Annotated in this window: 19 protein-coding genes; 3 read left to right on the top strand and 16 right to left on the bottom strand. The window is 61.6% G+C overall.

Annotation, left to right across the window (positions count from 1 at the left end; genetic code table 11):
• The first annotated feature begins 292 nt into the window (after positions 1-292).
• A complete protein-coding gene (locus tag KHO33_RS35060; protein ID WP_234480790.1) occupies positions 293-763 on the top strand; it encodes a hypothetical protein in 471 nt (156 codons plus the stop codon).
• Between the two features lie 486 nt (positions 764-1249).
• Here the strand turns inward: KHO33_RS35060 and KHO33_RS35070 are convergent, their stop codons facing one another.
• The 6 genes from KHO33_RS35070 to KHO33_RS35095 all read right to left on the bottom strand — a co-directional run bounded on the left by KHO33_RS35070 (position 1250) and on the right by KHO33_RS35095 (position 3808).
• A complete protein-coding gene (locus KHO33_RS35070; RefSeq protein ID WP_200567441.1) occupies positions 1250-1792 on the bottom strand; it encodes a hypothetical protein in 543 nt (180 codons plus the stop codon).
• Between the two features lie 346 nt (positions 1793-2138).
• The gene (locus KHO33_RS35075; RefSeq protein ID WP_200567376.1) at positions 2139-2549 is read right to left on the bottom strand and encodes a hypothetical protein; all 411 of its coding nucleotides are present in this window, start codon (positions 2547-2549) and stop codon (positions 2139-2141) included.
• Positions 2546-2770: a DUF3717 domain-containing protein gene (locus KHO33_RS35080; protein WP_200567377.1), complete on the bottom strand. Its 225-nt coding sequence runs from the start codon at positions 2768-2770 to the stop codon at positions 2546-2548. Before KHO33_RS35080 ends, KHO33_RS35075 begins: the two co-directional genes overlap by 4 nt.
• Before the next feature lie 50 nt (positions 2771-2820).
• On the bottom strand, positions 2821-3015 hold the full coding sequence (locus KHO33_RS35085) for a hypothetical protein (RefSeq protein WP_200567378.1): 195 nt from the start codon (positions 3013-3015) through the stop codon (positions 2821-2823).
• Positions 3012-3332: a hypothetical protein gene (locus tag KHO33_RS35090; protein ID WP_200567379.1), complete on the bottom strand. Its 321-nt coding sequence runs from the start codon at positions 3330-3332 to the stop codon at positions 3012-3014. Before KHO33_RS35090 ends, KHO33_RS35085 begins: the two co-directional genes overlap by 4 nt.
• Positions 3333-3394: 62 nt before the next feature.
• Positions 3395-3808, bottom strand: a complete 414-nt coding sequence (locus KHO33_RS35095; protein ID WP_200567380.1) for an antirestriction protein — start codon at positions 3806-3808, stop codon at positions 3395-3397.
• 221 nt (positions 3809-4029) lie between these two features.
• Between KHO33_RS35095 and KHO33_RS35100 the strand changes: the two genes are divergently transcribed.
• A complete protein-coding gene (locus KHO33_RS35100) occupies positions 4030-6012 on the top strand; it encodes a ParB/RepB/Spo0J family partition protein (RefSeq protein WP_236074757.1) in 1983 nt (660 codons plus the stop codon).
• Between the two features lie 270 nt (positions 6013-6282).
• On the opposite strand, the gene KHO33_RS35105 is transcribed toward KHO33_RS35100, so the two are convergent.
• Entirely contained in the window at positions 6283-6756 is a 474-nt protein-coding gene (locus KHO33_RS35105; RefSeq protein ID WP_200567381.1) for a conjugal transfer protein TraD, read from the bottom strand.
• Positions 6757-6975: 219 nt separating this feature from the next.
• Here KHO33_RS35105 and traA point away from each other — a divergent pair, with 219 nt between their 5' ends.
• Positions 6976-9804 (top strand): Ti-type conjugative transfer relaxase TraA, encoded by a 2829-nt coding sequence (gene traA / locus KHO33_RS35110; RefSeq protein WP_200567382.1) that lies wholly within the window; start codon positions 6976-6978, stop codon positions 9802-9804.
• Between the two features lie 759 nt (positions 9805-10563).
• On the opposite strand, the gene KHO33_RS42320 is transcribed toward traA, so the two are convergent.
• From KHO33_RS42320 to KHO33_RS35155, 9 genes are all read right to left on the bottom strand, one after another.
• Positions 10564-11301 carry a hypothetical protein gene (locus KHO33_RS42320; RefSeq protein ID WP_236074759.1) on the bottom strand — a complete coding sequence of 246 codons (738 nt, stop codon included), beginning with the start codon at positions 11299-11301 and terminating at the stop codon, positions 10564-10566.
• A gap of 535 nt (positions 11302-11836) precedes the next feature.
• Positions 11837-13135: a DUF1173 domain-containing protein gene (locus tag KHO33_RS35120; protein WP_200567383.1), complete on the bottom strand. Its 1299-nt coding sequence runs from the start codon at positions 13133-13135 to the stop codon at positions 11837-11839.
• 22 nt (positions 13136-13157) lie between these two features.
• Entirely contained in the window at positions 13158-14828 is a 1671-nt protein-coding gene (locus tag KHO33_RS35125) for a type IV secretion system DNA-binding domain-containing protein (protein ID WP_200567384.1), read from the bottom strand.
• 2 nt (positions 14829-14830) lie between these two features.
• The gene (locus KHO33_RS35130) at positions 14831-16348 is read right to left on the bottom strand and encodes a hypothetical protein (protein ID WP_200567385.1); all 1518 of its coding nucleotides are present in this window, start codon (positions 16346-16348) and stop codon (positions 14831-14833) included.
• A gap of 11 nt (positions 16349-16359) precedes the next feature.
• Positions 16360-16587 (bottom strand): phospholipase D-like domain-containing protein, encoded by a 228-nt coding sequence (locus tag KHO33_RS35135; RefSeq protein ID WP_267915726.1) that lies wholly within the window; start codon positions 16585-16587, stop codon positions 16360-16362.
• An 18-nt stretch (positions 16588-16605) separates the two neighbouring features.
• Positions 16606-17106 (bottom strand): hypothetical protein, encoded by a 501-nt coding sequence (locus tag KHO33_RS35140; protein WP_200567386.1) that lies wholly within the window; start codon positions 17104-17106, stop codon positions 16606-16608.
• 69 nt (positions 17107-17175) lie between these two features.
• Positions 17176-17802, bottom strand: coding sequence for a hypothetical protein (locus KHO33_RS35145; protein ID WP_200567387.1), 627 nt, complete (start codon positions 17800-17802; stop codon positions 17176-17178).
• A 23-nt stretch (positions 17803-17825) separates the two neighbouring features.
• The gene (locus KHO33_RS35150; protein WP_200567388.1) at positions 17826-18167 is read right to left on the bottom strand and encodes a hypothetical protein; all 342 of its coding nucleotides are present in this window, start codon (positions 18165-18167) and stop codon (positions 17826-17828) included.
• On the bottom strand, positions 18157-18885 hold the full coding sequence (locus KHO33_RS35155) for a lytic transglycosylase domain-containing protein (RefSeq protein WP_236074761.1): 729 nt from the start codon (positions 18883-18885) through the stop codon (positions 18157-18159). Before KHO33_RS35155 ends, KHO33_RS35150 begins: the two co-directional genes overlap by 11 nt.
• Positions 18886-18888: the final 3 nt, after the last annotated feature.

Genomic DNA, 18888 nt, shown 5'->3' on the forward strand with positions numbered 1-18888 from the left:
ATCATCCCCAAACACCCTGCCTGAAAAACTAGCAGGATAGGTTGATTGCCCGGCTCAGTTTTCAGTCGGCGCGATCCCTACATGTGGCTGAATTTTCGGTCGGCGTAAACATCTCCAGCGACTTGACTGGAACACACCGATGACTTTGGCGCTGGCGTCAGGGGCAGTCGGCTCTGTCATAACGCTCGCGTGGATCTCAGCAAGGGATGCCAGGGAGCGCAGGCGTCAGCGACGCGGCACTGCATTGGAGCTTGCGTTATCGCTGGAAAGCTACGCTCGAACCTGTCGGACAATGATGCATAAGGCCGCTTGGGCGGCATCGGAGCCGATCGGCCCGATGAGCCGCGAAGCCAGCAAGGGTGTGTCCATCCCCGTCTTTGCCTATCCGGACAAGCTTCAGTGGCACGTCCTGAGCCGCAAAGTTATCTCCGAGCTGCGCGAGTACCCGGCAACGGTGTACGCCGCTCGGGAGTATGTCGAAGCGTTCCGCGAATTCGGTGAGCCGAACGACCTTTGTGGCCAGGTTGAATACGAATGTGCAAAGGCTGCGATGGCAGCGTTAGCACTTGCTCGGACCACGCGCCGGCGGCACGGAGCCGCGACGTGGAAGCCGGGCGCCAAAGATTCAGCCATGGAGCGCGAACTGTCCGACTTCATCGCGAACGCTGAAGAAAAGCGCAAGGCGTCGCTCGAGCGTCGAACGGAGTCCATAGTTGGTCGGCGGGCTGACGCGCAACCGTTCAATCAGGCGCTAAGCGCCTGAAACCTGGACCAGACAAGCGGATATTCTGAAAGCCTCTCAGATTCTGGCCCGCCTCGAAATGTACCCAGGACATTCAGCCGGCCCGCCTCGGGGCGCCGGCTTTTCTTTTTTTTCGCGCAACAGCGATTACAGCAAAACATAACGCCGGGTCATTCATCATCGGGCGCTGATTCAGCCATACCACTCAACCCCAATTCAAGGGTTTTGCCACGCCAGATTGTGCCCAGGCCCGCCATATCACAGAGAATTGCCCACGCTATATAGGGGACGGGCGTTTCTCCGCTTATCCAGCGTCTGACCTGGCGGCCGCCATGCTCACTCAGCCCGAGCACCCTGGCAAGAGCGCGGCCCGACAGGCCGATGCGTCGCACCACCTCCTGAACTTCAGCGCCCCGAGGCCGCTCCCATCCCTCATCCGCCGGGAGCAAACACTCGGCCCGAATGGGTGTATGAATATCAATTGTCATTTTCCAATCGCCTTTTCTCTTAGTCGTACTTCCTGGATCGGACGGATCTTCGCGCCCGGTCGATCGCGTCCGCAGCGACCTTTTCCTCCAGCCGTAATCGATGCGCGCGGAACTCATGTTCTGGCCACCGCGCTTCGCACTCCTCGAGCGCCTTGACTGCCTGATCGCGAGTCATCGGGTGCGTGTACCCCGGCCATGGTTCGTACACGTCGCCGCCGGCATTCGCCGCCCGTCGTATACGTGCAGCACGCTGGATGATCCAGTCGTCCGTCCAGATTTCGGGGGCCGTCGAAGCTTCAATGGCATCAGCGCCAACCTCCGGCAGGCTGCGCTCATCAAAGTGTCGCTCTCCCTTCGACGTGTCGAACAGCGTAATGATCGCGTCGCCGAATCGTTCCTGGAGGTCAACTGCATCTCGCCATGCCTCCCCTGGATCGTCGTATTCCGCCGGCGTATCTCCAAGCTGCGCGTGCCTGAATCCGACCGCCCCCCACTGGTCAAAACTGAGCACCACATCGACGTAGTGGTTCGCGTCGTCATCCCAGACCTGCACTCGAAACATGGTGCCCTCCTGATCCTGAACGATTCATTGGTGCCTCTGTCCTCGATCCAGCCCCCACGGCTTCGCCGCGGTGGAAACACGCAGCCTGCGGCTGCTTGACGACCCCGGCCACAGTTGCGCGGCGCCTCACCGGATCGTCCCTCCGCTGCCGCTGCGGGTCGGCGCTCTCCCCACGCCTCCCGGCGCGGGTCCCCGTGCGCCTCGATCCGGGCGCGCGGGCGCGCGCGATAAGCTCCCGGCCAATACGAGTCCTGGTTTAGCAGGAAGGGGGTTGCCCGGCACCCGTGTCTGCGATCGGACTGGCGGGCCTGAGCCTGTCAGCCTCGGACACAGATACACCTGCCCGTTACCAACCAACGTAGTTCAGCAAAAGCTCCGCGATCAGCTTGCGGCGAACAAGATCCAGCCCCGACAGGTCGGAGAAGCCCCTGATGCCCGCTTTCTCCCACAGAAGAACGCTATCGTGCGAGTTGTAGAACGAATACAGCGCGGCAAGGAAGGTCCGCTCGCCGCTGCTGAGAACACCGAAGGCATCGAGAATGAGCGCGCCATTGGGCGCGAGCGCCCATTTGTCTTTCGCGTTGTCAACGGCCTCTCTGGTGCCATCTCCGAAATACACCGGGCCGGCCAGCATGACAGCCTGTTTCCATGCCTCAAAAAACCGCGCAGGCGCGTTAATAAAGTGGGCGTCGCTTTCCTCCTGCTCGCGGCAAAACTGTTCGAGCACTTCGGGGGGGAACTTCGATTCGTCGGTCATAGCGGCAATTCCTGTTGATAAAGGGCAGTAGTCACAGCTTCCACCTGCTCGGCAGACAGCGAAGACACGTCAACGGTCGTTGCGTGCGTATAGATCATCTCGCCATAGATATCTGCAAGGTGACGCGCTTTCGGGCACAGCGCCGCGTCTTCTCCTGACGCCTGGCGATTCCGCCACACGTTGATCGCCTGTTCAATCTCGGCAATTGTAAAGGTTGGCATGTCAGACTCCGAAGCCCGCGCGTGTACACGCGGGCGGTTCAGGGTTCAGGTTAGCGGGCGAACAACACTTCGTAGAGTCCGCCCCGGTTGATCGACATATCGGCGTCCGGCAACTTTGCCACGCCGCAGATGAAGTCGAACGGGCCGCTGTACGGCAGCATTTCAAGAATCGTCTGATTGCCGAACCATGTGCGCAGCACATCGCCACGCTTCAATTCGCAACCCCGTTTCAGTTCTGTCGTCATGCGGCACGCCCGCGAGTGTGGCGGACTGCTTCGTGAACCGCTACCAAAGGCGCGCGGGGCGGTACGCGGTCAAACTCCGAAAGCGCGGCGCGCGCGATCGCGCGAAGCTCTTCGCGGTGCATGTCGATCGCAAGACCATCCCGGTCGAGCATGTTGGCGATGCGGTGCAGCGCGTCGGCTGTCTTCGCCGCCGCATCCGCCGACAGCGCCATACGGAACAGTTCAGCACGCACGATTTCACGGTCCCCGTACTGGTAGACGGCCAGCAAAGGCAGAAGTGCGGTCAGCCAGGTTGGGCGAATTTGCGTCATGTCCATTGCTTCCTCACTGATTTTCAGGTAGGGCGAAAGACCCCAGCCCGCAGGCCGGGGCGGGTTGATTAGTCGATAGCGCGGAGAATGTTCGCGGCCTCTACGTGCTGCGTCGCGTAGGCGCGCAGTTCGTGGTAGTGCTCGATGATGCTGTCATCGCCGCACTTTTCCGCCAGATGGCACAGGGCAAACAGCGTGACGACGATGCCGAAGGCGTCCGCGCCCATCATGTCGCTGTAGCCGTTCATATGCCACCGTACATGCACCCGTCCGCAGTTTGCAGGGGCCATATAGAAGCCGCCGTTCGACAACTGGAAGAAGTCCCACGAACCGCCGTTGTAGGCACTCGAAAGGCGCGCGGCCCAGTCGTACACCAACGACTCGCCCTGGAGGTATTGCGCGCCCAGGTAGTGAGGAAGGAAATTCAGGCGCAACTCATCAACAACAACGTTTGACGAGATTCTGGTTTCATTATCAATCACGGTTATCTCCGGTTATGGCCATCGCACCACGCGAGGCACAACTTAATTATAGTGACATTTTGTCCTAATTGTAGAATATTTTTATTTCCATTTTAAATCACTTTTGCTATTCAATTAAAAATTTTAAACGATACCCATCTATATATTCTTTACTTAGGACATTTTGTCCGTATAATGGTTATGTGCCTCGCGTGGTGCGATGGCCACAACCGGAGATAACCGTGGATCAAATCGTTGAAAACCGTGCAACCGAACCCGTTGTCGAAAGCAATTTCGGCAACGACACGCAGATCGAATACGTGCCACTCGCACTGCTGTGCAAGTCACCGCACAACGTGCGCCGCAAAGCGCCTACCGGCATCGAGGCGCTGGCCGGGAACATCGCTGCGGCAGGCGTCATGCAAAATCTCGTTGCCCACGAGATGAAGGCGCGCGGCAAGCAGCGCAAGCTGGGCGTATGCGCGGGCCAGCGTCGCCTGCTCGCACTGGAACTGCTGCGCACGACTGGCCGGATCGATGACAGCTACCCCGTACCGGTCAAGGTTGTGAGCGAAGCCGATGCCGTCGCCGTGTCGCTGATCGAGAACCAGCAGCGCGAGCCGATGCATCCGGCGGACGCCTGCGAAGCATTCCGCCTGCTGGTCAATGAAGGCCGTACGGTGGACTACATTGCGGCTCTTTTCTCGCTGTCTGAAATCCAGGTGCAAAGGCACCTGAAACTTGCGAACGTGTCGCCCCGCCTGATCGACGTCTTTCGCGATGACGGCATGACGCTGGAACAGATCCGCACGCTTGCACTGACGGACGATCACGAACTGCAGGAACGCCTGTGGTTTGACGCCGCCCAGGCGTGGCAACGCAACCCGGCGCAGCTGCGCGACGCGATCACAAACAGCGAGATCGATGTGTCCGACAGCAACCTGGTTGCGTTCGTTACGCTCGACGCGTATGAGGCGGCAGGCGGTCACGTTCGCCGGGACCTCTTTAGCGACGAGCAGAACGCCGGGTATGTGACCGACGCAGAACTTTTGCACCGTCTGGTCGCAGAAAAGCTGGTCAGTGCGGCGCAGACCCTGAGTGCCGAGGGCTGGAGTTGGGTCGAAACGCGCGTGCGCCGTGACTTTGGCGAAATGGCCCGCTTTGGCCGCTTGCCGTCGGCATCGCGCGAGTACACGAAGAAGGAAAAGACCGAGCTTCGCGCGCTGAAGAAGGCGAGCGAACAGGCCGCAGCGGAACTGAACGCGTACTACGACGCCGAAGACGAAGCCGAGGACGACGCCCGCCGCGACGCACTGGAAACCGGAGCGGACGCCGCTTCCCAGGCGCTGGACGACTTTGCTGAACGCCTCGAAATCTGGAGCGACGACCAGAAGGCGCGGGCCGGTGCATTCGTGACGCTCGACCAGGACGGCAAGGCCGTGATCGAGCGCGGACTGGTCAAACCCGAGGACCGGGCCAGCGTGAATCGCGAAGGTGTGACGGGTGCTGACGAACTGCCAGCGCCAGCAGAAAAGCCGTTGCACGGCAAAGACGTCAGCAGGCGATTGACGGCACACCGCACCGCCGCCGTCCAGATCGAACTTGCACGGAACCCGGTGGCCGCACTGGCGGTATTGATGCACCGCCTGATCCCGGTTGTGTTCGATGACGGCTATGTCTGTGTCTACGACCAGCATGCCGCCGACGTGCGGGCCACGTGCTCACACAACCGCCTGTTGCAGACAGCGGACGACATGGAAGCCAGCGCGGCATGGAAAGAGATTTCGGCCGAACGCGAAAAGTGGGCCGCGCTGCTGCCGACGCGTTTCAGTGACGTGCTGCCCTGGCTGATGACGCAGAGCGAAGACGTGCTGAGCAACCTGTTCGCCTTCTGCGTGGCCGCGACCGTCAACGGCGTGAGCGAAACGGATGGCGCACACCCGGTGAACGTGTTGATGAATCTGCTGAACGTCGATATGACGCAGTACTGGACGCCGACGCGAACGAGCTATCTGAACCACGTTTCGAAAGCACGTATCGTTGACGTGGTAGCGCAAGCGCTCTCCCCCGAAGCTGCGGCACCGCTGGAGAAATTGAAGAAAGACGCAGCGGCAGAGACAGCAGAACGGTTGCTGGCCGATGCACGCTGGTTGCCCGAGGTGCTGGTGAGCCGAGAAACGCCGGTCGTATGGGATCACGACGAAGACGAGGAGGAAGCCGCCTAAGCAAGCCGAGCGCCGCGCCCCGGAAGAAGCTGTACCGGGGCGCTGATCGATACCGGCTCATTTTCCAGAATCCCTTTTTAGGCCTCCGGCGCGTCGTTCCCAACGACGCGCTTTTTATTTTCCTGCAAGCCCGAAGCAACGCAGACCGCCGCGATATCGCGTGCGCCTGCGCGCCCGGATCGAGGCGCACGGGGACCCGCACCGATAGGTACGGGGAGAGCGCCGACCCGCAGCGGCAGTGGAGGGACGATCCGGCTGGGCACCCGCACACTACGCCGGGGTTTGCTCCGCCGCAGCCCTTTCCGCGCTGGCCTGCGACTCTGCCTTCTTCTCATTTTCGCGCTCGGCGATGAAAGCATCGCCACGTTTTTTGAGCGTGTGCTGCAAGTCATCGTCAGTATTGAACTGATCGAGCGCCCACAGCAACGTGCCGGTCAGCGTGCCGCGATCCACCGGAAAATCAACCATCGAGACGATGCCGCCGAGTTCGATCAGTTCGCGTGTGCGCGCCTTGCGCTGATCCTCGCGCCGCGCGCTCAGCATGCGGGCCGCTTCGGCCTTCATCGCGTCGGCTTTCTGGTTGATCTTTTCAAGTCGGACCAGCTTGTCTAACTGGCGGGACTCCTGCGCGGTCGGATTCGGAATCGCGGCCAGTTCGACCAGCAGCGATTGGGTGGCGGTGGGCGACTTCAAACCCTTGATGTACTGGACGTGTTCCGTGAGCCATTCGGCCTTTGCCATCATTTTTCTCCTGGATCAAATTCACGTTGCATCGAGCGACAGCGCAGACCGATCATTCGGCCCGCTTCCTGCAAGCTATTCCGGATTATGAAAACCACAAAAGCAAGCTAGTTGGGAGGCGCGACCCGGCAGTATCTGGCGAGCAAAGCGAGTCAAAGCGCGCTTCCGCGTTTCTATGCTAGCATAGAAACAGCTTATGATAAGACGAAAGCCAAGCCGCCAATGCCAACGTACCATTTGAGCGTGAAAGCAGGTGGGAAAGCCGCCGCAGGGGAACACGCAAAGTACATTGCGCGAGAGGATCACTACGCCTACATTTCTCGCGGTGGAAAGTACGAAGAGCGTGGCGACCTCAAGATGACCGAGAGCGGCAACATGCCAGCATGGGCCGCGCACGACGCGAGCATTTTCTGGCAGGCAGCGGACACCTACGAGCGGGCAAATGGGCGGCCATACACAGAAATCGAGGTATCGATTCCGCGTGAACTGGACGATGAACAGCGCATCGCGCTCGTGCGTGAGTTTGTTGAACACACACTCGGCGAGCGTCATGCGTACACGTGGGCGATCCACAATCCGGCGGCAAGCGACGGACTGGAACAACCGCACGCACACATCATGTTCACGGAGCGGGTGAACGACGGCGTCGCACGCGATCCAGCGCAATACTTCAGGCGGTGGAATGCCAAAGAACCCGAAAAAGGCGGAGCCGGAAAGGACCGCTATCTGAGCAGTCGCCAGTTTGTTCGCGACGTGCGCGAAGAATGGGCGGTCACCGCCAATCACTTTATGGCACGGGCGGGTATCGAGGCCCGCATTGACCATCGCAGCTATCGGACGCTGGGCATCGACCTGGAGCCGTCCGTGAAAGTGGGCGTCGCGCGCTACGCGGGCGAGCGTGGCGTGATGGCCGGATTGCTCGAAGAGAATCGCCAGCGCGCGTACCGCAATGGCCAGCGGCTGCTCATCAATCCGGCGATCGGTGTCGCCGCCCTGACGATCAATCAATCCACCTTCTCACGTCGCGACGTCGAGCAGTTCGTCTTTCGCAATACTGACGGTGCCGAACAGTTCCGGCAGGTGTACGCGCGGCTGATGAATTCGAAGGAACTGCTCGCGCTGAAGGATTCCGGTCGCAACGGCGAATGGTTCACGTCGGCAGATCTGCGTACGATCGAGGTCCGGCTGGTCGATCGTGCTCGCGCAATGAGTCGCGCTGACGACAGCCCGGTGGGCGACGCCGCGGTGCGTGAAACGCTTCGCGCGACCCGAAAGTTCAATGCGGGACAGGATGCGGCTTTTGTCGCGCTCGCTGGCAGCAGCCACCTCGTGGTAGTGAACGGCGCAGCAGGTACTGGGAAGAGCTATGTGCTCGCGGCCGCACGCGAAGCGCTCGAGGCGGACGGCCTGCGCGTGATCGGCGCAGCCCTGCAGGGCAAGACGGCCGACGACATGCAGCGTGACGCCGGCATCGCCAGCCGGACGCTGCACAGTCTGCTTTCGGGCATCGAGCGCGGCACGGAGACGCTCGATGCAAAAACGGTTCTGGTGATTGACGAGGCCGGGATGGTCGGCTCCCGGCAGATGGAAAAACTACTTGGCCACGCGCAGGCGGCCGGTGCGCGCGTACGCCTGGTGGGCGATGCGTGGCAGCTGCATGCGGTCGACGCCGGCGACGCTTTCCGCGCCGTGTCGCGCGAAGCGGCCGCCGCAAACCGGCTCGAAAGCCTGACCGAGATCAAGCGGCAGGACGAGCCCTGGCAGCGCGAAGCAACGTCGGCGCTGGCCCGACACGATGTGCCAAAAGCCGTGTCCGCGTATGCCGAGCGCGGTGGCGTGCAACTGTATTCGACCGTCGCCGACGCGCGCGAGCAGCTGATCGCGCAATGGCAGGATGATCGCCAGGCAAGCCCCGGCAAGACCCAACTGCTGCTGACCCACACCAACGAACAGCGCGAGGCGCTGAATGCGCGCGTGCGCGAATTGCGGCGGGCCGCCGGCGAGCTGGGCGCCGAACAGACCGTGCGGACCAAGGAGCGGCACATCGTGATCGCCGCCGGCGAGCGGATCATGTTCCTGCAGAACGAATACGTGATGCAGGTGAAGAACGGAACACTGGCCACCGTCGAACGGATCGACGCGCCGGCAGACAGGAAAGCGGCGGGCGCCGTGTTGCATGTGCGCCTCGATGACGGCCGGCGACTCGCGGTCGATACGGCGCAGTACGGCCATTTCGATCACGGCTACGCGCTCACGGTCCACAAGAGCCAGGGCGTGACGGTCGATCGCGCGTACGTGCTGGCCACGAAGAGCATGCACGCCGAGCTGGCCTACGTTGCCATGACGCGGCACAAGGAAAATCTGATCGTGGCGGCCGGACGCGACGAGTTTGCGGACGGTGCAGCGCTGATGCGCAGCCTGTCGCGTGCGGACGAAAAATCGTTCAGCGCGCACCATGAACTGCAGCCGGAGCGTGATCGCCGGCCGGAACTCGGCTACCGGCACACGCTGAACCGGCGTCGTGTCGAATTCTCGAATGCACCCCGGCCGCAACGGGCCGAAAAGACCCTCGATCGTACAATCGAGCAGTATGCCGATGCCCTCTCCGCTGCGGCAGCCGCAAACCGGGCAGGCAAGCCGGTGCCCGCAAAGGACCGCGCGGCGCTGAAGCGGGCGAGTGTTGGACTGAACCGGCTCGATCCGGGAATGCGCAGCGAGATCCGCCACGTAGTCGAGCGGGATGACCGTGCCTGGCGCGCGCTCGTTGAGCTCAGCGGCCCCGCGCGAGCGGCGGCGCTTGTCAACGAAGTAGCGCAGGCCCGGGCGCAACGCGCCGGCATCGACGCAGCAGCTGCCGGACACCCGCGAGCGCCGACGCCAGCCACCGCATCCCGGCGTTTCGCCGACCTGACGCCAGAAGAACGTCAGGAACGGCGCAACGAGTTCAAGGCTCAACTGCGCGAAGCGGCGGGCCAGGCGGTCGAGCGAGATAAGCCACCGCGAGAGCGCACGGCATCGCGCGGACGTGGCGGGCCAGAAATTAGTGATTAATCTGGTTATTGGGATAATCGGCCAACGTTGAATGAACCAATTGATCTGAACACGGCCCTATGTTTGGGCAATTGCCCCTTCGCCGCCTCGGAATGGCGTTGTTTTATAGCCCGCACTTAATCAGGTGCGGGCTTTTTTATTGCTGTTTTCGGCGTAAAAATATCCAATACCGCTGGATATTTCGGCGATGGCGGATTATTTCCTGTTCTGCAGACTTTCTGGGGCACTGGTGAGCAATATCGTTTGCAGGGCAATCAGGCGAGCACGCGAGCGCGTTGATTTACGGGTGTGCCGCAGGCACGCGCGTAAATCTTTTATCGCGCACTTAGGGATTCGGCGGCCGTAGGCAGGCGTAGCCCTTAGTGCCAGCCCCGCAGAAGTCCTGATAAACGGTTTTGGTTGCGTCCGTCCTCTCTGAGGACTGGATAGAAGCGTGCGTAGCACGCGCAGGCCGACGTGGAGCGTCGGGGCGGAGGACCGCAGGTCCGGAGGGTAAGGGCTTTTTCACCGACCGGTAGTGAAAAGAGACGGTGATTAAGAACCGACAGTTAAATCGCGGCTTTCCCGACACTTATTTGATTGGGCATTGCATCAACTGTGGATAACTCTGCAGGTGGGGTGCGAAATTGCCTTTCAGGCGGTGCGGTGCGTACGCGAATCCGCCGCAAATAGTCTAGGGGACGCACGGCGGCCGCTGACCAGCGAAATCCGGACGAGCCGATGCCTCGCGCGGCGCGTTAGGCTGGTCGTGCGAGAGGGCTAGCTGCGCGGAGGCGCGAGCTGCTGTCGCGCGAGCCTGAAACAGGTTTCGTGGTCCAAGGAAGGATCGGCCTGTTTGATCTGGCCGGCGCGGATCTGGATCTGCCGCTCGAACTCGGCTTCAGCATCGACGACCTTCCCGCAGGACGACTCAGTCGGGTCGGGTCGTGAGCGGTCGGCACGTTCCGCCACACCGTTTTTCAAGCCTGCCAGCCAGAGCTGGCCACGGGCGTGCTCGCGCTCGTCACGTGCATCGCGCCGGCGCTGTTTGACGTCGGCGGCCGCCCGCATCTGCTGACGGAGCGCCGCCTTGCTACGCTCGTGCCGCAGCCATTTCGCAAGGCCAAACGCGCCGAAGAGAGCCGGCGGCACATACTTGATCGCGGCCAGTCCCCTGTAGTTACCATCATTGATGCGCTCGCAGTGCGGCCGCACCGAGGTCAGCCCTGCCTTCTGCAGGTCGCGCATTGCACGCTCCGCGCGCCGCTGATCAAGTCCAGCCTGCTCGGCCAGAAACGGCAGCGTCAGGTTCTGCATGCCGCCGCCCGTCGACGGAACACCCACGCGCATGGTCAACAGATCGAGATATTTGAGGCTCGCGCGCAGCAACTGCATGCACGCGACGCTGCGTTCAGTGCGTTGCTGACGCGTCGAACCGTTCGAGCGGTTCAGGCTCGGCAACCACTCGTCGGGCGCATCGAGATAGCGCCCGAGGCGGTGCATCAGTTCGGTCAGCACGCGCGGGTGTCCGCCCGCCCCGGTTCGGGGCGGGTTCGGCAACCCTGGCGGGAGTGCCGCAACGCGACGCGCGTGCGATCGGCCGGACATGCCGGAACTGGTGCGGGCTTAACGTGGCATCAGGAACACCGAGGGAAGAAACGCCTTTCGCTTGCATCGCCCTTTCAGGCAGGGCGGCGCAGATATTGCGGATGGAACGGGTACGGGCCGTCCGGCCCGTTTAGCCAGTCGTCGATTCATGCGGTCACTCATTTTTTTACGATCGGACGCCCACGGACGACGCTTGACACAGAGTGAAGAGTTGCTAGAATCGATTTCAATTCGCTGAATCCGATGTCTCTAGCACTTCTGTGCTGGCTGTCATCAAGAACTACCCTCGCTGCCAGGCGGGGGTTTTTCTTTTGTAGGTTCGGTTTTGTCGTGCGCTACGCAGTCCTACTGAACAGAGAATGAAAATCTTCCGATCGAAGCACCTCATGCTCATGACATTTGTTTGCAACAACCACGGTGAGCCGCCGGACAAGTAAACCTCGCCTCACCATGCAGACTCCTGCGCACCCGGCGAAGCGGCCGCATCCGCCGCCGCATTGACCTCATCCAGTGTTCTGTCGGCACGCCGCAATGACTTCGCGCCGCGGCTTAACGTCAACGGGGGTAGTTCCGGCATCTCCTCGCCCGCACGCCAGATCCACGACGGCATGTCGCTTTCATCAATCAGCGCAGACAGCGCATCCTCGTCTTCCTGTTCCACGCCGGGCGGCTGCACATACAGCGCAACGGGCTTCGGTAACACATCGGCCAGCACCGCGCACGCAAGCGGCTTGTTCTCCGCCAGGTTGTAACGAAGGCCCTTTACGAAGCGGCGCTTGTGCGCCGTGAGCGCATCGAGCATCAGCTTGTCGTAAGCGTGCTCGAATGGAATCCAGTTGGACGACACGACCATAACGGCCAGCTGCTCGATCGCCGCGATGCCGGTCGGGCTCAGCCCGAAGGTTGCAATGAACACGAGGTGCGCGTCCTCGATGCTGTCCCACAGTGCCAGTTCATTCGCAAAACGCTTCTGGAGCCGTCGATGCAGATCCTCGCTCAGCATGAACGGAAAGTCCGGAAGGTGTTTTGCGACGATCTTGAAGCCATAGCGCGACTCCGCGATCTCCTTGACTTCCCCAATCGCGATCATCAGTTTGCGTGCTTTCTTGTTGATGGCCAGATCTGCCATGTGTGCGATGCGGCGCTGTGTAATGCCTGCCGCATGCTCCAACGAGAACGACTCCGGCACATACAGTGATCGACCCAGCGGCTCCCCCTTGGACGCCTTGCCGGCCGCAGCCTGCAGCAGGAATTTGCGCACGACGTACCATCTGCGCTTGCCCTCCATCGCGGGATACCAGCGATTCAGACCAGCTTCTTCCCACAGATAGTGCAAGGTGCCGCGCAGCGTCAGTTTTGCGCCGTCTGTGCGAACCGTGTCTGCAGCCACGCCCGAGGGTGCCGGCGCCGCTTTCTCGCCGGTCTTCGACAGGCTGAAATCGAGCCTGAGCGTGGTAATACCGTCCTCGATGTTCTCCCGAATAGCCTCACCTTTCACCTCGCCCAATCCGGAGAGTTCCGCCGGCGGCTCGTAGGACGTACAGTCCGGCGCATGTGCGCCCCCCGTATTCGGCATGCGCTTGATCACATAGTGTTCGCCGACTTTCGCGACATACATCGGGACGCCAACCGGCGTACACATACACAGCGGCCGAACCTTCTCGCCGTGCGCATCGGCAAGATACGTCTGCAGGTCGCCAGCATTAGCCGCAACAATCACGTCATCGAATCGAAATTCGCTCATAGCGTTACCTCTACCGATGTCGCTACGACTGCGTTGAAGGGAGGGCCGCGCCGATGATGATTGCAGTCGCCCCAGGTTCGCCCTGCGGAGCAGGCGCTGGATTAACAGGTTCAGGCACAGCGATTGACGGAAGCACTTCACGTGGATGCGCCTCGATGTAGGCAGGCACGCGCACCGGATAGTCACGCACACCGAACCTGATTCTTGCGAGCGGCCAATCCTTGCCGTATTTCAGATATCCGTTCAGGTCGGGCAGGTTCGATAGTTGCGATGACGTGACGACGAGCTCAGGATCGCGCTTACGCTCGCGTGTGTTGATCCGCCACTGGCCCTGCACGCCGATCGGGTGGCGCTCCACTTCGTGCCAGCCGATCATCTCTGCAACGTTCTTGGTTGTCAGTGCATTGGCCCCTCCCAATGCAAGCAGACTGCGGAAACACGAAAGCGTCGCTTTCGCCGGTAGATCTCCCAGTTGCTGATGCAACTGAACCAGATCCTGCAGGTCCCCCACGACGCACAGGCCATGCTTGCGGCCCTTCGATACCGCAGCCTCGAAACTGTAGAGGCGACCAAGGGATGCCAGTTCGTTCTTGAACACCCACAGCCGCCGGTCGAACGTCGGCGCCTCACTCAGAATCATCGCGTAGATCAGGTCAAGCCAGACGGGGATCGTCGGGCCCAGAGCCGTGCGCTGATCCTCACGCCACGTAATCCAGATGTTCCCGCCGTTTTCGTCGCTCATCCAGCGCCGGATCGAGAAATCGCCATCGGGAATACGACGCAGCGGCCGGATGTACTTGTTCAGCGTAAAAATGATGCTTGCCGTCGCCCTGTCCGCATCCTTCGCGAAGAAGCCCACCGAATCCGTATCCTCAAGGTACTTTTGCAACACTGGGCGCTGCTCGCGCACCAGCAAATCAGTGAGCGTCACCATGTCGCGCATGTCGTCGACGGCGAGCTTGTTCATCGTGTCCGCGAGCAGCGCGCGTGCATAGCCCGCCCACTCTTCGGCCTGATCGCCGTTCTGCGGTGGAATCGCCGAATGTGCAAGCCGTTCGAAGTCGAAACCGTGATCGACCTCGTTGAACAGCGACCAGCCGACGCACCGGGCATCGTACGGGTTGATCACGATATCGCCAGGCAAATAGAAGCGCGACATAAGCGACCCATTAGGATCGACCACCACCATGCGATCATCGCGGCGCAGTGCCGATGCGATCAATCCATTAATCGCCTGACTCTTGCCAGAGCCTGGCGCACCGACGACTATCAGGTTCTGCGTTTCGAGATCCGTCGGCATTTCGACGCCACATATGGCGACAGGCGTGCGCGGAGCATCGCCATGCTGCACGGCCTGTTTGCGGTACTGGTTGTTATGTCGCGTGATCCGGTTGCTCAGCTGGTGCCGGTTCTCCATCTTCGTGCCACGGATAAACCTGGCATACCGGTAGCCCTCGAAACCATTGAACAGGTATTCGTGGCATGCCCATGCGGCACCTGCTGCAAGCGCCGCACCCGGCACCGCACCCCAGAAAAGCAAGGGATCATGCACGGCCGCCATGAAGCCGTGCATGATCCCCGCAGGAAACGGCAGCGGCGGATACCCTGCCAAAGTGAAGGACACGCAAAGCCCAAGAACGAGCGCGAGCACCGCGCCCGTCCACTGCATCATCACGATCTCGTGCTTTTGCATGATCAGCCGATCCCGTGCCCTTCACGTTGCTTTCCCGGCCTGACGGCCTCCTTTGCCCGTTCCGAGACTGCCTGCTTGCCATCGCGCGTAAAGCCGGCCGACTCGCGCAGGTTCCCGAAGAACTCGGCGCGACGCTCAAGCTTTTCGTGTGCATTCAACTCGGAAAATTTCTTGCGCGGTCCCGCCTCGGCACGAGCGACGCTGGCACCTTCCGCCAGTTGCACCCTGCCCGCCTCCGCCGCTTTGCCGGCCTCCGGCGCACCACGCTCCGCGGCATCCTTCGTCTTGTTACGGCCAAGAACCTTGAAGCCCCTTACCGCGTCCGACGTCTGCTTCCCTACCGCCGCAGCTTCCGTCGCATTGGTGGCCTTTGCCACATCAGGCCCGCGCTTTGCGGCGTCGATCGCGACCACGTTCGAGCGCGCCGCACGCACATCACCGCGCCTCTCAGTCGCCGGCGGCGCTATCCCGGCCGATGTCGCCTTTCCCGCATTCGGTCCCGCAAAGAACGCGGCACGGGCGCGTTCAATCTCGGCCCTATCGGTACCGGTCGCACCTTGCTCCTTGCGGGCGAGACGGTCGCGCACTCTTCCCACGGCCATCTCCGCCACCTCGGGGCTGGATTTCGTCCTGGCCGCATACTCCTGGACCGCTTCCGTAAATCGCTCCGGGTCCTTCAATCTTTCAAACGACAGATCCATCGGCGCGCCCTGCTTTCCGGTGGTCGCCGATGACCCTGCTTGCGCCGCCTGATCAGCGGCCACGGCCACACCGGCCGCGACCTCCACTACACGGTCTGCTGCCTTCTGCACAGCTGACGCGGCCTGCTCCGCGACGGGCTGCGCTGCGATCTTCTCCGGCCCCTCGATCGCACGGCGCACCTGCGCCCGTAGTGCCTGCTCCTGCGCATCGAGCTTGATCTCGGCAAGCGCCAACTCACGATTGCGGGCTTCCAGCGATTTCGCCCAGCCATCGAGCGTCTTGGGGTAGGTGTGCGTGGCGCCCTTGTCGTCGACGCGCGCCTGCGCTTTCGCGAACATGTCGGCAACTTCCTGCCGGCTCCACTCACGCTGCACATTCAGATCCTTGTTCGCGTGCAGGATCTCGGCGGTCTTCTTCGCGTCGATCAACGCCAGCTTGTTCAGACCCGACAGAAGCGACGCCCGATCGGTAATCTGCTCGGCCCGCTGTGCCTGCTCGACTTCTTTTTCGGCTAACGCCTGCTCGAGCGCGCCCCGCATCGCGGCCGTGTCGATCAGATCACCATCCTTCAGGCCGAAGCGTGTCTTGAGCGCCTTGGCATCGGCCGCGAGCTGCTTGTCTTCACGGCGCTGCTGGTCCTCGCGCTCGACCGCCTGCGCGACTGCGTGCGGCTCCCTTTTAAGCCAGTCCTGCCGGTATGCGAGATTCTTCTGGCGCGCCTCGAGACTCGCACGGCGCTGAGCAAGCGCCTGCTCCTGTTCCGCAAGCTGTTGCTGACGCTCCTTGTCGCTAAACCGCAATACGGTGTCTTCAAACATAAAAACCTCCGTCAGTTCGACGCCTGCCCGGACCAGGGGCGCCCTTGGTTAAACCGGCTTTCCCAGTGCTGCTGATACGCCTGTGCGACCACCGGCACATGCCACATCACCACAGCGTTTTCGCTGTTGTACCTGGCGGCCGACGTGGTGAAATTGAAACTGCCGGTCTCGGCCGATTCACCGTCGATCACCATGAATTTGTCGTGAACCGTAGCCCGATTGGTGTTAAGTGATTTCAGTGGTCATGGAGCCCCCTGTCAGTCCGCAGATCCGTGGCGGTATCGCTGCAGCAGCGACCCGTACCGTTTGTAGGCTTCGATCCAGTTCGTCACGACCGCGCGGCGAGCGTCGGCAAGGCTGATCTCTCCATGGCACACCCCCATGTACATGGCGAACTCCAGATCGTCCTTACGATCGGCGTTCCATTCAGATATGCGAAGTTCCGGCCAGAGATTGCGAGGGTCGGTCGGATTACCGCCCAGGCTCAACGGAATCAGGTGGTCTTCCTCGTAGTCGCGTGGGTCCGTATCCGCATACCCGTACTGCCGGATCTGAAATTTCTTGAGCCTGTTCGTATAGAAGGCGGGTGGGCGCACAGTTTTTGTCCAGCCCTTCACGCAGACCGTGCTACCGATGTTTTCCTGGGTGACGTCTGGATTGACGATCCCCGGCGTCAGCGCCGGATCGGGCAGATCTGCGGCGAGGCACCTAACTGTTGACATTGCGAGCAATGACACAACGAGCAAGTTCTTCTTCATGCCTGTTTCCCTCCCTGTCGCAATGCGAATGCGTCATGCGCCGCCGCGTAAGGCATCCCCGCCACCCTATTAGTAATGAATTCGTGTCTGGAACTGGCCGGCCTCGTACACGTCGACCGCATTCGGCGATTGCGGCTGTTGCCAGACGATGTGGTCATACACAGTGACAGTGACTGGATCGCCGTCATATCCACCACCGTCCCGCCCGTTTCGCCAGCTCACCGTTGACGCATCGACCGAGGGATCGCCGTATACCTGATACGCGCCGACCGGGCTGCCTACACAGGCCTGCGGCCCGTAATACGCGTAACCGCTGTTGATATCCGCCACGGAAGGCTTCGGCATTCCGGCCAGTGCGAAACCGCTCATGCCGCTGTACGGACGGGCTCCGGCCTTGCGTTGCCCTTCGGCCACCCAGACGCCGGCCGCCGCAGCCGTTGTGCCGGCAGGGCATGGATCGTACGGCGTGTTGTTCTGACGGACGGTCATGTTCGAGTCTTTACACTGCGGCCAGCCGCGCCCGTGGCGGAGATCGTCCATCAGATGATCCATTGCCGGTCCACAGGTGTCCGGTGCCCACGGCCCGCCATTCGATGACGGGTTGCCCAGGCAGATCACAATGCGGCATCCGTAATCGTCATCGGCACGGACCATACTGGCGTGACCGCCTAAAGCGAGCGTAGATGCGAGCAACATCAGCCGACTTCTGTTTTTCATCGTCATACCCCACCCCCTTTCCAGGTAAGCGCCTTGCGCCCGACCCTCATGTATCGCCAGGCACTCCATGTGTTGCGCGTGGCCAGGCCCAACAAACAGAATGGCGACGCCGCCAGTGCACCCAACCACATCAAGGCAAGCACGGGCGGCAGCAGGACCCAGACACCGCTCTCCCGCACCAGTCTCGCCATCAGATAAAAAGACATAGGCACCATGAGCGCCGCGAACTGCCCTCCGGCCCCAGGCTGGTGATGCCACCATTGCGATGCCGCCACGGCCGCCGTGACGGCATAGCCGTCCAAACTGAGGGCCGCAGCGAGCATCCGATACCGGTTATTGATCATCGACCGCTCCGGTTGCCCGCACTGCCTTGCGCGTATCGCTCACCTGGCCGTTGGCCTGGCCGTCTTCGTCGTCGTCCCCATAGGTCGTGAACCAGTCGTCTTTGGCCGCAGACTTTGCGGCGCGCTCCGGCCGTGCCGCCGCGCGTCGTGCAGGTCCACCTGCAGGGCGAACGTCTGGAACAACCTCGATCGGCTGCGCCCCTTGCACCCCGGACGCCGGGACGGCAGCCGCCACCTTTTGGGCATAAGCGGCGCCCCGTGTCAGATCGCCGCTGTAATAACAGGAGAGCGTCGCGCGTACCGCGTCATCGGCCTGCACAAACTGTGGTTTCGCGCGGGCGTAGCACGCTTTAAGAATCGCGGCACCGGTCTTGAGGTTCGTGCATGGTTCGAAAATGTCCTCTGTGGTCTGTCCGTAAGGCGCCAGATTGTGTACGTTGACCTGCACCAGTCCCATGCTGTAATTCCAACCGTCGGCGTCGAGCACCTTGACGGTGGCCAGCGCTTCCGGAAGGTTCTTTGGCTGTCGCGCAAGATGGCCACCGACGACGCCGATCGCGAACGGATTGCCGCTGCTCTCAACTGTCGTCACGCGCCCCAACAGCGCGGGATGAACGTCAGGGGCGCACTCCTGGGCCAGGGAGGCAAAGGAGGATGCAACCGGTGGGGGCGCGACCTGCATATCCGCTTGTGACGCTTGAGCGGCGGAAAGCAGCATCAG

Origin of the sequence: Paraburkholderia nemoris (assembly GCF_905221015.1) — a bacterium.
GTDB classification, from domain to species: Bacteria; Pseudomonadota; Gammaproteobacteria; order Burkholderiales; family Burkholderiaceae; genus Paraburkholderia; species Paraburkholderia nemoris.